The organism is Saccharopolyspora endophytica (assembly GCF_018070075.1).
Taxonomy (GTDB): domain Bacteria; phylum Actinomycetota; class Actinomycetes; order Mycobacteriales; family Pseudonocardiaceae; genus Saccharopolyspora; species Saccharopolyspora endophytica.
On record NZ_JAGPXE010000010.1, the window covers coordinates 11860 to 24568 of the forward strand.

10 protein-coding genes are annotated in these 12709 nt (G+C 67.0%); 5 read left to right on the forward strand and 5 right to left on the reverse strand.

The genetic code is table 11. From position 1 onward, the window contains the following. Positions 1-100: 100 nt before the first annotated feature. Together KBO27_RS21980 and KBO27_RS21985 are read right to left on the reverse strand one after the other, a co-directional pair. A complete protein-coding gene (locus KBO27_RS21980; protein ID WP_210971780.1) occupies positions 101-1801 on the reverse strand; it encodes a ParB/RepB/Spo0J family partition protein in 1701 nt (566 codons plus the stop codon). Positions 1802-1912: 111 nt separating this feature from the next. Beyond that, positions 1913-2077: a hypothetical protein gene (locus KBO27_RS21985; RefSeq protein ID WP_210971781.1), complete on the reverse strand. Its 165-nt coding sequence runs from the start codon at positions 2075-2077 to the stop codon at positions 1913-1915. 1222 nt (positions 2078-3299) lie between these two features. On the opposite strand from KBO27_RS21985, the gene KBO27_RS21990 reads away from it, so the two are divergent. Then, entirely contained in the window at positions 3300-3575 is a 276-nt protein-coding gene (locus KBO27_RS21990) for a hypothetical protein (protein ID WP_210971782.1), read from the forward strand. A gap of 441 nt (positions 3576-4016) precedes the next feature. Here KBO27_RS21990 and KBO27_RS21995 read toward each other — a convergent pair whose 3' ends face one another. The 3 genes from KBO27_RS21995 to KBO27_RS34660 all read right to left on the reverse strand — a co-directional run bounded on the left by KBO27_RS21995 (position 4017) and on the right by KBO27_RS34660 (position 8689). Continuing rightward, positions 4017-4847, reverse strand: coding sequence for a 5'-3' exonuclease (locus KBO27_RS21995; protein WP_246537785.1), 831 nt, complete (start codon positions 4845-4847; stop codon positions 4017-4019). A gap of 303 nt (positions 4848-5150) precedes the next feature. Next, positions 5151-5627: a GNAT family N-acetyltransferase gene (locus tag KBO27_RS22000; protein ID WP_210971784.1), complete on the reverse strand. Its 477-nt coding sequence runs from the start codon at positions 5625-5627 to the stop codon at positions 5151-5153. Then, positions 5624-8689, reverse strand: coding sequence for an orotidine 5'-phosphate decarboxylase / HUMPS family protein (locus KBO27_RS34660; RefSeq protein WP_210971785.1), 3066 nt, complete (start codon positions 8687-8689; stop codon positions 5624-5626). Before KBO27_RS34660 ends, KBO27_RS22000 begins: the two co-directional genes overlap by 4 nt. A gap of 300 nt (positions 8690-8989) precedes the next feature. Here KBO27_RS34660 and KBO27_RS22010 point away from each other — a divergent pair, with 300 nt between their 5' ends. The 4 genes from KBO27_RS22010 (at position 8990) to KBO27_RS22025 (ending at position 12666) form a co-directional block, all read left to right on the forward strand. Next, on the forward strand, positions 8990-9211 hold the full coding sequence (locus KBO27_RS22010) for a hypothetical protein (RefSeq protein ID WP_210971786.1): 222 nt from the start codon (positions 8990-8992) through the stop codon (positions 9209-9211). 88 nt (positions 9212-9299) lie between these two features. After that, complete coding sequence (locus tag KBO27_RS22015; protein ID WP_246537786.1) at positions 9300-9479, forward strand: FxLD family lanthipeptide; 180 nt, start codon at positions 9300-9302, stop codon at positions 9477-9479. A 188-nt stretch (positions 9480-9667) separates the two neighbouring features. Then, positions 9668-11563 (forward strand): lantibiotic dehydratase family protein, encoded by a 1896-nt coding sequence (locus tag KBO27_RS22020; RefSeq protein WP_246537820.1) that lies wholly within the window; start codon positions 9668-9670, stop codon positions 11561-11563. Next, the gene (locus KBO27_RS22025; RefSeq protein ID WP_210971788.1) at positions 11560-12666 is read left to right on the forward strand and encodes a lanthionine synthetase C family protein; all 1107 of its coding nucleotides are present in this window, start codon (positions 11560-11562) and stop codon (positions 12664-12666) included. The genes KBO27_RS22020 and KBO27_RS22025 overlap by 4 nt, the downstream gene beginning before the upstream one ends. Positions 12667-12709 lie beyond the last annotated feature (43 nt).

Below are 12709 nucleotides of genomic sequence, written 5' to 3' on the forward strand. Positions count from 1 at the left end.
GGTTCGGTCGTGACGAGGTCGCTCGTGACGATCTCGACCTGGGGCGGCGCGGATGGGTTGGTCGGTCCCGTCCGCGCCGCCCTGGCACGTGCGGCGCTAGTCACGCCATCTGCGGGTCGCCGTCGCCGTCGTCGCCGTCGGCTTCGTCGTCCTCGTCCTGGTCGCCAGCGGATTCGGTGTAGGCGCGGTCCCAGTGCTGCTCGCAGGCGCCGATGACCTGGGCGAGGCGGATGAGCACGGCCTGGGACTCGGTCGTGGACTTCTTCCGCAGGTGCACGACGAGCGGGTTGGAATCGCGCCGGTAGCCCTCGGGCTCGCCGAGTTTGAGCAGAGTGCAGGCGTAGCGGTTGGCCGGCGCGGCTTCCTCGAGGTAGTCGTTGGCCAGCACCGGCGCCAGCGCGAGCCAGTGGTGCACGCGAGCGGGCAGGTCCGCGGGCTTGCGCTTGCGCCACCCGTGGAAGTACTTGGCAAGCCATTCCCGGCGGTCGGCCTTGGCTTCGCGCCACAGCTTGTTGTTCGCCGCCGCGCGCTTGATCTCGGCGGACTTGAATGCCGGGTCGGGCTCGGGCTGCGCGGTTGGGGAGGTGCGCAGGATGTGGCCGTGCGCGGAGTAGTCGGTGCACACGTAGTGGATGTCCACGCTGGACCAGCGGATCTCGGCGTAGGCAGCATGCCCGGGGCAGCCGGCGTGCTCGTCGACGGTTAGGGGACGTTCGGCCGTCTCGTCGGCGAACAGCTCCCGCAGCTGGACCGCGCCCTCGGCATCCGGGTCGGCGACCGGCACGCCGTCGGCCCGCAGCTGGTCCTCCGCGGCCGCGACTCGCACTGAGTCGATGGTGCGGTGACCGTGCGCGGCGAAGCCGGTGCACAGCTCGGTAATCCTCACCGTGAGCCCGGGGTCGACGTCGACGACCGCGGCGCGTCCGGGGCAGGCGCGGTGCTCGGCGGGATCCAGCGGAGTCTCGTCGTCGCCGGTGCACAGCTTGTCCAACCGCGCGGTGCCCTCGGGCAGGTCATAGGCGTTGTCGAGGAGGGCGTAACCCTGCTCGACAAGGCGCTGCTCCTCCTCGGCCTTCTTGGCGTGCTGGTCGCGACGGCGCCGCAGCTGGCCCAGCTTCCATTCGAAGTCGTGGGGAGCGCGCTCGAGGACGGCGACTAGCTCGTCGTGCGCCTTTTCGTCATCGGCGGACTCCGAGAGCTGGGCTAGGACCAGGAGGTCGGTGTTGGGCACCGTGTCCCCGGCCTCACGGGTGCGCGGTGTGGCGGCAACCGCGCGGCCGGCGCGGACTCGCTCGACCGGGCGCGTGAGCTTCTGGGCGATCGCGTCGTCTCCCAGCCCGGCCAGGGCCAGTTGCTCGTAGAGCCCCGCCTCCTCGGTCGGGCTGAAGCCCTCACGGTGGAAGTTCTCGATGCCCTGGGCTACGAGGATGTCCTGGCGGGTAGTGCCCGGCGCGTGGACCAGGACGTCGATGGTCAGATCGGGGTTCTCAAGGCCCTTGACTTCAACTGCGGCCGCGTGGCGGTGAAACCCGACCAGCACGTCGAGGACTCCGTCTTCGGGGGCCGGGGCGACGTTGATGATCGAGACCATCGGGTTCACCCCGTGCTCGGCGACCGAGGCCACCAGCTCGGGGCGACGCTTGCGGACGTCACCGACTTCTCGGCTGTTGCCGTCGGCGCGCACCTCGCGGGGATCGACTCCGCGCAGGACGTACGGGTAGGTGTCCGGCTCGGCGGTGGACTGCTCCGTGATGGCGGGCGCGGTCTCAGGAGTTATCTGGTCAGTGCCGGTGGTGCTCATCGTGGCTCCGTTTCTGGGCATGGTTGTGCCCTGCGGGAATTCGGATAAAGGTGTGGTAGGAGGAGGCGAAAAGCGGCGCGAGCGGAGTGATCCGCTCGCGCCGCTTGTGCCCTACTTCTTCTTCTCGCTGGAGGTCTTGAGTCCTTCGGGGATCAGCCCCTGCCGCAGCAGCTCAGGGCGTCGTTTCTCGCGCCGCCGATGGTCTTCGTCGGCGATGCGCGTGTGCTCCGGGCTGGTGATCTGGGCGATGTACTGCTGCTCCTCTTCCGGCGTCATCGCGCGGCTCCTTCACTCGGAATTGGCCGGCGTGAAGGGCAAGTGGTCGGTCCCGCCTCCTCACACCGCTGTGGTGCGCCCCGCCGTGGCCGGTGGGGCGCACTCGCCAGGGCCCCGGGAGCGGGTCGGGGTCCAGCCGCACGCTTTTCGCGGCTGGACGCCGAGCCGCTGCCGGGGCAGAGTGCGCACGCCCCACCGGGCGCGGGGGGCGTGCCGCGCGTCCTCTACTTGCGGTGGGGCGGTGCGTTGGCGGGTGCGATCAGCAGGTGGATGGCGTCCGCCGGTCACGCGCTCTACGCGACAGGGGGACTGCGGTGACGGGATCGAGCGGGAGGGGATGCAGCGCGTTGGCGCAGGTCAGCCGCTCGCCGTGGTGCCATCCGGTGCACTCGATCGATCCGAGTACGCGTTTCCGCGCGGCGAGCTGGTGCGGGTCTCGGCTTCGGCGCCGTCGAGCCGGGTGTGTGCTCGAGGAGCACGTGGTTTTCCGTGACTGTTCCCAGGTGTGGCAAGGGTGAGTTGGAAAGTGCTGGCGTAGAGGAAGATTTCGGCGGGAACGCGGTGTCCGTGGTGCAGGGCGGCTACCGCGGCGATCAGGAGCCGATCGGTGGCCTCGTGTGGAAGGGGCGACGAAGCTGAAGCCCGGCTCCTATTCGCCAGGCGGGCTCCTCGACCGAGCACCAGTTGCCGGGGCCAGATTGTGGGGGTGCTCTATTCGGGTGGCGATGGAATCAAATGGGCACCCTCCCCCGGGCCCCAATGGGTACCGAGCGCCCGGTCGTGCAGACGATCAGGATGACCGGCAGCGTGAAGTGAAGTGGGGGGCGTGCGCGATGGACGGGCCAGGGTTTCATGTCGACGTCGACGTTCTGGAGACCGCAGCGAACGCGATGGCCGAGATCGCGGCTGACCAGGATGCCTCGGAACTCGCAGACCTCTGTGACGACGATGCTCAGGCGATCGGCAGCGATGCCATGTGCGAAGCGCTGGTGTCGACACGAACGGCTCGAGCGACACGGACTCAGCGAGTTCCCCGAGTTCCGCTGGCTCGTTGTCACCGGAACAGCAGGCCGCGACGACCTGGGCCTCACACCCCGAGGTCGTCTCATCGTCTCGGAAACCGCCCTGGAACACTTCCGTCAGGGAAATCTCGGACGCTGCGATATCGAGGAGTACGACCCCGACACGCACCTGTGACGTGCACCGAACTGAAGGGGAGTAAATGGGCGACGACACCGACACTGCATCAGCCTCGTTCGAGAGTTGGCTGAACAGGAACAGTCAGGACGTCAGCGAGGCCATCAGGCGCGGAACCGATCGCGGTCTGTACGCCTGGTGCGCGGACAAGCCGATCACCACCGAGTCTGCCATCGAAGAAGGCGCTAAAGCCGCCGTGAAGGCATGGATGGATGAGAATCCCGCCGTGGTTGGCTCCGCCATTGAGAAGGCGGTGCGCGGCTACCTCGACGACAACGGGATGCCGGAATCCGAACGGTGACGAGGGGGCTCCGCCGCAGGCGGTATCGCCAGGTAACCCGTTTGAGGAATCGCCGGTGTAGACCCCGCGTGGGAAGCCGGTCGCGAGCACGATCTCGGGCAGGGCCGCGGTCAGCGTGGCCGCCAGGTGCCGGTGATCGGGATGTACGTCCTCTAGCGGATGCGTGATGACGATCTCGGGACGGGTCGCGTCGAGCAAGTCGTGCAGCGTGGTCGCATTGACGGTCGGGTACGGCTGGTGGCCCGTGGCCCCAGCACGTGTGCGGCTGCAGCAGCTTCCGCGTTGCGCGTGGCATCGGCGTGTTCGGGAACCGCGATGGTCACGGCAGCGCCTGCCTGAGCGAGATGAGCGAGCGTTCCGCCGGCCCCACAGCTCGGCGTCGTCAGGGTGGGCCATGACCGTGAGCACCGACGCCGGGCGGGTTGCGGGGGTTTGAGTCGATCACCACAGCTCCAGCTTCTCGATCACTTCGGCTGGCTTGAGCAACTCACCGCCGGCGTCACCGGTCGGTTCTAGGGGCAGAGGCAGGTCGGTGCGCATGCGGATGAGGTCACGCCAGGCCAAGACGTGCTGCCACTGGTGCTCGACGAGCTTCCCCTTGGCACCGGCACCGGTGAGCCGACCGGAGGCCGGCAGGTCATCAAGGCTGAGCCCTCCGTCGAGAAGCCGGGCAGCGGTGGCCGCGCCGATGCCGCGGACGCCGGGAATGTTGTCGGCGGGATCGCCTTTCAGCGCGCAGAAGGATGGCCATTGCGCTGGACCGACGCCGTAGCGGGCGGCCACGTCGTCGGGGCCGATGTGCCTCTTGCCGGGGTGCATCGCCGTGTTGAGCACTCGGACCTGCTCATTGAGCAGCTGGTAGTAGTCGCGGTCGGTGGAGAAGATCCATGCGGGTCGGTCACGCGTGTGTGTGATGAGGGTGGCGATGACGTCGTCGGCTTCGGCGGTCTCGATCTCGATCCACGGGATGCCGTAGAGGTGGAGTCCACGCTGGACTACCGGGATCGCTTCCAGGGCCTTGCGCGCACCGTCGTCGAGCTCCCTGTTTGCCTTGTAGTCGGTATCGGAGTCCTGGCGTTCGACCGAGCCGTGCTCACCATCGAAGACCACGATCACCTCGGGGACCGCCGGTAGCTCGTCGCGGATCGCGACCCGTAGCAGGGCGAAGAAGCCGAAGGGGGCGGTGAGGTCACGGGTTTTGTTCCGCGAGCGGATCTCCGCGGGAAACCCGAAGGCTGCTCTCCAGAGCAGGTTGTGGCCGTCGACCAGCAACAATGGGACTTGAGCAGGCATCACCGCACCGCCTTTATAAACAACTCGGCGACTGTGGTGGGCTGGAAGTCCCTCGTCCGGTAGTACGCAGCCCTGGACAGGTGCCGGTAGCCTACCGGATCACCCAGCGTCGCCTCAGCGGTTCCGCAGCGAGTGTTCCCCGCGTGCACGCGGGGAACACTCGCCGGTCTCGACCTAAGGACTCCTGCGGAGAGGGCACGATCACCGCCGCCGCTTCGGAGAGTCAGGCGGGCCCCGAAGCTGAAATGGACGGACTTCGGCGCCTACGCGTGGGCGTCCGCCCTACGTGAGCTGAAGTTCGTAGACAGCTCGGTGCTTGCCAACGCCTTTGTAATCGGAGATTACCGAGACGCCGTTGACGGTCTGGTCACCGGCGACGTTGGTGAATCCGAGGCGGGTCCAGGTGTGGTGGGCGGGTGTGTTCTCGGGTTCGGAGGTCAGGTAAAGCCGGGTGCAGTTGAAGCGGAGGGCCTCGTCGCGGACGGCGTTGAGCAGCGCGGTGGTGATGCCGCGACGGCGGTGCTCGGGATGGGTGACGACATCTTGGATGTAGATGTCTTCGGGGTGGTCTTGGCTACGAAACGCGATGACCGCGCCCACGAGGTCGTCACCGTCGACGGCGACGGGGCACGTGCTGGAGAAGAGGTTGGCGTAGAGCCAGTAGTCGGATTCCGTGCGGGGACGGACGAAGGGCGTGCCGAGCTTCATCAGGTCGATGACGGCTGGGATGTCGTGCTGGTTGAGGGGCCGGGTTTTCATGCTTGCCTTCCGGTCTGGTGAGCGAGTTCGACGATGTGGGCCGCAGCTGTGATCGGGTCGACGGCATCGGTGACGCTTCGGCCGACGATCAGGATGTCCCAATCCGCGCTGGTGAGTTGCGTGTGGTCTGCGACGCTGAATCCCCCGCTGACGGCGACGGGCAACCGGGTCCAGGAGCGGAGTGTCTGGGCTTTTTCGAATGCGGTTGCGCTGCCGATGCCGACGTCGATGTTGGTGGTGATGGCGAATCCGTCGACGCCGGCACGTTCCATGTCGATGACCCATTGGCTGGTCGTGTTGGCGGGAGCGTCGAGCAGGATTGGGACGCCGAGACGTTGGCCCGCGTCCACTGCTGCGCTCACGCTGGCGGTGGTGGCCGGGCCGATGAGAAGGACGATGTCGGCGCCTGCCTCTGCGGCAAGCAGAACTTGGTCTCGCCCCCAGTCCGCGGACATCATCTCGGCGACGATGATTGCGTCTGGGACTGCGGTCTTGACCTGTTCGATTGCGCGGACGCCAGCTTCTTTGATCAGAGGGTCGCCGATTTCGACGAAGTCTGCCCCGGCCTTGACTGCAGCCTCGGCGATTCCGATGGCGTGATCCACGTCGTGGACGTCGAGAGCGATCTGGACTGCGCGCGTGTCTCGTGTCCTGCGGAAACGCTCACGATTTCGCAGCGCGCTCGAGTGAGCAGGTTGTTGGTCGATCTCCGTGGCTAGTTGGTCTGCTTCTTGACGGACGAGCCAGTGGTCGCTGCGTTGTGCCCGGTGCATGATGGCACGGATACGCGTCGTCGACAGCTCCAGGTAGCCGGTGCGGACCTCTCTGAGGAGACGAAGAAGCGCACGGTGGTCATCATCCTGGCCTGGACCGGGATCGGTCTCGAGCAAGATTCGAAGCCGGTGCCAACTGGGCAGCACGTGTTGCGGGCAGTGTTGCCAGCTGGGATCCGCGTCGGTCGTGTTCAAGGCTGTCTGCACGAGCGTGTCGCCTTGGTCGCTGGCGGCACGTTGATCGAGGCTGCGGAGCACGAGCTCGCGAACGTGCCAATTGTCGTCGTGCAGGAGAGCGACGACATGGCGCTGTGCCGAGCTTCCCGCCACGCGTGCGCCAGCGCGGGCTGCGGCGGCGCGGACTTTGTAGTCGGGGTCGTGAGCGAGTCGTTCGAGAACCCTGAGTGATGAGGCGTCCAGCGGAGCACGGTCATCATTGATTCCCTCCGCGAGGGCGGCGCGGACTCGCCAGTTCGCATGACCGAGGAAGGCATCGAGGTGGAGGAGGTCCGTCGCGGTCGAGAAGAGATAGAAGTGCCGCGCGATGAAGATCGCCTCATCGCCAACCGCCAGATCCGCGGCATCGACCAAGTCGCGAGCTTCAGCGATACCGAAGGTGTGCTCCACGAATCTGGTGATGTCGGGCCACAGGGCCGTGCCGAAGCGCCGCAGTAGAGCGACAAGCCAGGTGGCAAGGCCGGGTCCGAGCGCGGCGGGTACCGATCGAACGTGAAGAAGCGAACGGCACAGGTCGAGCGACGGTTCGTGCTCGGCTCGCCGCACAACTTGCCGCAGCAATTCCGGGGTCGCAAACCTGCTGTTGTCAGCCACGGCCATCAACAGCGGCAACGTCGACTCGACCGAGGCGGCCGGCGCCGTGGCCACGTACCTGAGCAAATCGGGAGCGATGTTGTCGAGTCGTTGGAATACCAGCTCGGTGATGTTTCGGGTGGTACCTGAGGTAGCCGCACGTGCCGTCAAGTCGTTGAGGGTTCGTACGCTGGCGAGGCACCGGCCTTGTGCATGGAGGTAATCGGCGAGGGCCGTGCTGACGAAAAACTCGCGAAGGATGTCGTGGGTGAACTCGAGCCGGTCGCCGTGTTGGCGTGCGATGTTCCTCGTGACGTGGGCCGGCAGGAGGGTGGTGTGCGTAGCGCTCACGTGGGTGAGCCCGGGTGTGGCCGCGGGCATCGTGTCTGGAAGTTCTTCGCGGCACTCGAGGTAAGCGTGGTCGGTCAGCAGCGATACGACGGCGTCGCTGTCGCCGATGATCGCGCGAACGCACTGATCAAGGAGCGCGTACCCGTTGAGGTCGTCCCTCGGTGTCCGTAGCGAGGCCGCCAACGCGAGCCGCAGGTAGACGGGCGTCCGGGCGAGATTCTGAACTCCGCTGGGCAGCTGGTCGTACGGCGGGGTTTGCTCCGTTCGAGTCTGGTCCCACAGCGAACGGGCTTCCGCCGGGGTCCACTGAGCAAGTTCAACACTGCGTCGAGCCGCCGGGCTTTTCGCTGAGGTGTAGATGTTGGCGTGCATCAGCGGGTACGCAGTCGTTTCAACGGCCAACGGGCTCCGCATCGCAATGAAGAACCGCAGGTGCGGGGTCGTGACTTGCCGGAGGATCGCTTCGACTTGGCGACCGATGAACGCGAAATCGTGGTCGTTGGCTACGCCATCGATGACGACGACACACGGCCGCGAAAGCCCCGCGCACTGCTTTTCGAGCGTGAGGAGAGCATCCTGGCCAGGAGGTATCGACGCGTAGCGGAGAACTTCGCTCGCCAGGTCAACATGCTCGTCGGTCCACTCAGTCACCGCGAAGATCTGGAGATCCGCATCGTTCGCACATCGGTCGGCGAGATGGTGTGTTAGCTGCGTTTTCCCTGTTCCAGCTGGACCGGAGAGAAAGAAGACCCGCGTGGCTGAGGACAGGAATGAACCGAACGCCTCAACCGCGCTCGCGGGAGCGTAGTACGGCAGTGGGGATACGACATCACCGAGCGAGGCGATGATGTGCCTGGTGCGTGTTGCCGATCCGGCGCCCAGCTTGCCGGGGGACACGGAGCAGCGGCGGTCGAACCGCTCCCGGTGCTCGTCGGAAAGCCTGTCGAGCTCTCGATTGAGAACTTCCCGGGTCTCGTGATGCAAGGTGCCTTCACGCGTGGCCTTTTCCCAGTTCGCGACGGTGCTCTGCGCGAACCCGAGGTGCTCGGCGAAGGAACGTTGGCTGAGGTGCTGGACTTCGCGCAGCACCTTGACTTCGTGCGGGCTCCACGTCAGGTCGCGGGTCACGCAGGGTCCCTCCCACCACGGCATTGCTGCGATCAGAGTATCCGGCCCGGTTCACTGATCAGAACCGATCACTTCCGGTGCGTCGTCGTCTTCCGGTCTGCCTTGGGTGACGGGCACGGTTAGGCCGTGATCGTCGCGAGACGGCGAAGGTGAAATACCGGGGGAGAGGACCATGTCGCGGCTGACGGGCGTAGTACGAAAGGCAACGGATAGGCGTTTTCGCTCGCTCTACCTCGGGTGGGGTCCAGGCATTGACGCTTGGCTGGGTGCACCGAGCGCGGTGTTGGCGTTGGTGAACGCGTGGTGGTGATCCAAGACGGTCAGCTCGCCGTGTTGCTGCGTGAGGTGCAGTGGGAGATCGATGCTATGGCTTTCGATCTGCCAGCCGGTCGTTGTACGCCTGAGCGTCGCGAGCAGCTGGCCGAGGTGCTGGTCAAACTCGCCGAGGTGCTCCGGCCACCAATGGTCATCGACAGGCAGACGAGCGCCTCTTCCGTCGCGTCTGACACCCGTGGCACGTGATGGCGCTTCCGCTACGGCGGGAGGTGCCGTGCGGCCCTGGTCGCGAACCGAGATCGTTTCGCACCCCACGAAAAGTGAAAGGAAAATGATGAGTTCTCCGGCTATTGAGCAGCGCAACCGCCCCGAGACGGACGGGCTGGCAGAAGGCGACCCGTTCGACCTGGATATCACGTTCATCGAGGGCACTCCGGCCGCAGAGACGGTCTTGATGTGCAGCACCGGGGACGGGTGTGGTTCCTCCTGCCCGAGTGCGTGCACGACCTCGTAGAGCTGCCGTCCTGGCGCTGTCCGGTTGAGGTTTTGGCATCAAGAGGCTGGTGAGTGATGACGCGGTCGCGGGTGAGGTCGTATCGGCGCGCGGGCGCAGCGGTGTTGCGCGCTGCGACCCACGTCCAGGCCCCACCGTTGCCGGAGTGGCCGGGCCAGGGCGGCACGCTCCAGCAGTGGCAGTCCTGGATGGCGCCGGTGTGGGCCGACGAGGAGTTCCGGCGCGCGGTGACTAGTACGAGCCCGGACTTGGCCTATCGCGTGGAGGCAGTGTTGGCCGGCCAGTCGATGGACGTGCGACGTGCTCGACGTGCCGGGCTTGCTCTGGCTCGCTACGCAATCCGGTATGGCCACCGGTCCACACCGTTCGGCCTGTTCGCGGGGGTCGCGGTCCTTGAGTTCGGTGAGACCGCGGCGGTGCGGGTCGGTGACGGCCACGAGATCGTCACTCGGCCCGCGCCGCGAGCGGTGGCCGCGCGCATCGCTTCGTGTGAAACCGACGCGGCGCGGATGGCGGCAGTTGAGGTATGCGTGAACCCGCTGGCACAGGTGTGGGGCGAGTGTGTGCGGGTGCCGGCCGAGGGTGCTTCGGAGTTCTCGCTGGCGGTGACTCCGGCGGTGGCGGTGGTGCTGGAGGCGGCCGCATCCCCGATCAGCCACGAGGCGTTGCTGGGCAAGCTCGCGGCTGAATTCCCCGACATCCCGACTGAACGGCCAGTCTCGCTCGTGGCCGAGCTGCTTCGGGTAGGGCTGCTCCGCTCTGCTCTGAGGGCACCGGCCACCGTCATTGACCCGGCCAGCATCGTGCCCGCTGGCGGGGATGAACCAACTGGGCAGGACGCATGTGATGTCCGGTTGGACGCCGACGTGCGGCTGCCAGAGGCGGTGGGGGTTGAGGTGGAGACCGCGGCGACCGTGTTGGCACGGCTCACCCGGCACCAGCAGGGGACTCCGGCGTGGTGTGACTACGTCGAACGCTTCTCCGACCGGTGGGGCGAAGGTGTCGAGATCAGCCTGGAACAGCTCATCGATCCCGACCGTGGACTGGGGCTACCGGCAGGATTCGGATCGGTCTCAGAGCCTCCGAGGACGATGACGCGACGTGACCGGCTGCTGCTAGAACTCGCGGGTTCTGCGGCGCTCGAAGGCCGCCGGGAGGTGCAGGTCACCGGTGCGATGATCGAAGAACTCGAAGCCGCCGCAGGATCGTCGCCGTCGAGGCCGGCGCCGCACTTCGAGGTGTGCGCACAGGTGCAGTCCCGTTCCCGGGAGGCCCTGCAGCGAGGCGGTTTCCGGCTGCGCGTGCAGACGGTGTCACGGGCTGCAGGGTCGATGAGCGGCCGGTTCTGGCACCTCCTCCCGGAGGTCGCGGGCTATCCGGCTGATCTGCCGACCGTCACACCTGGCGCCAAGCCCGTGCAGCTGTCGTTTCACCCGTGTCGTAGTGACGCCGACCTGCTCACCCGCGCACCCCAGGTCCTGCCCGAGGTGCTCAGCGTCGGCGAATTCCGCGGCAGTGACGAGACGGTGCTGCGCCCGGCCGACCTTGTCGTCGGCCTCTCCGGCGGGCACCTGTATCTGGCGGTCGCGGCGACTGGGCAGCGCATCGAACCGATAGCACCGACGGCGATCAACTTCGTGTGGAACAACTACACCCCACCGATTGCCCGGTTCCTCGCCGAGCTCAGCCGAGCCCGCACACCTCAGGTGACGTGGTTCGACTGGGGTGCGGCGTTCACGCTGCCGTTCACCCCGGCCTTGCGGTACCGACGCAGCATCCTCACCACTGCCCGATGGCTGCTGCGCCCCGCTGCGCTGCCCGATCAGCAGGCATCGACATCTCGGTGGGCGGATGCGCTGCATGCCTGGCGGAAGCGAGCCGGGGTACCCGAGCGAGTGCTGCTGGCCGTTGACGATCAGCACCTCCCGCTGGATCTCAGCCGAGAAATGGATCTGGACCTGCTGCGCACACATCTGCGGACCTCAACGGCGGCCGTCCTGCACGACGCCCCACCGGAGGACGCCAACGGCTGGATCGAAGGCCGCGCACACAGCATCGTCGTACCCGTGAGGTCGAACCGATGACCTCACCCAACCTGAGCCTGACAGCCAGTCCGCCCCAGACCCAGGCGTTGTCCGAAGGCACACTCGGAATGGCACTGCTGCCGATCGAGCGCGGTGATCTCAAGCACGCGCGCCGACTGCTCCGGGAAGCGATCGACGGCGGCGTCAGCACCGGGGCGAACGCGTCGCTGTTCCACGGCGCCCCCGCCCTGGAGTTCGTGCTCGGCCGCGCCGGTCGGACCGAACCACGGATTCATGAGGCGGTCGACCGGCTCGTGGCCATCCGCCTCGCCTCCGCTACCCGACGTCGAGGAAGCCGGTGTCAACCGAGTCTGGCGGAATTCGACCTCATCCGCGGACTCACCGGCCTCGGCGCACTGTTACTCACCCGACCAACGCGCTCACCACTGCTGACAGAGGTATTGGCCTACCTGGTATCCCTCGCACACCCCGTCACCCTGAGCGAGCCCGCCGACGGCGCCGAGCTACCTGGGTGGTGGACGCTCGAGTCGCCCGGACACGACGACGCCGTACCCGGCGGTCACAGCAACCATGGCGTCGCACACGGCATCGCCGGGCCACTGGCGTTGCTGGCCCTCGCCGCCCGCCACGGCATCCGCCCTCCCGGCAGCGATGAGGCGATCAGGGTGTTCGCCGACTGGTTACGCCGCTTCGGCGGCCACTACTGGATGACCCGTGACCAGCTTGCCGAACAGGGATACGCGCCCGGCTCGGTGCCGGCGCGGCCGTCCTGGTGCTACGGGGCTCTCGGGATCGCCCGCAGCCTGCAGCTGGCCGCACACGCTACCGGCGACCAGCTGGCATGCCGCGCCGCCGAGGACATCGCCCTGTCTGCCCTCGCCGACCCCGCAAGCACCAGCCTGGTCACCGACGCGTCCCTGTGTCATGGATGGGCAGGGCTGCTGACGGCCACCCGCGCGCTCGCCGTCGACGCCACCGATCCGGGGCGGTTCTCCTTCCACCTCGAGCACCTCAAGGACCGGCTGGCGGACGAGCTGGACACGGTCGACAAGCCCGGCTTCCTCGAGGGCCGCACCGGCGCGCTCCTCGCGGCCGACGGCCCTGACCGGACCGGCTGGACCCGAGCACTGCTGATCACCTAACCCGACTCACCCCACATGAGCTGAACAGGAGCGAGGAAAACGC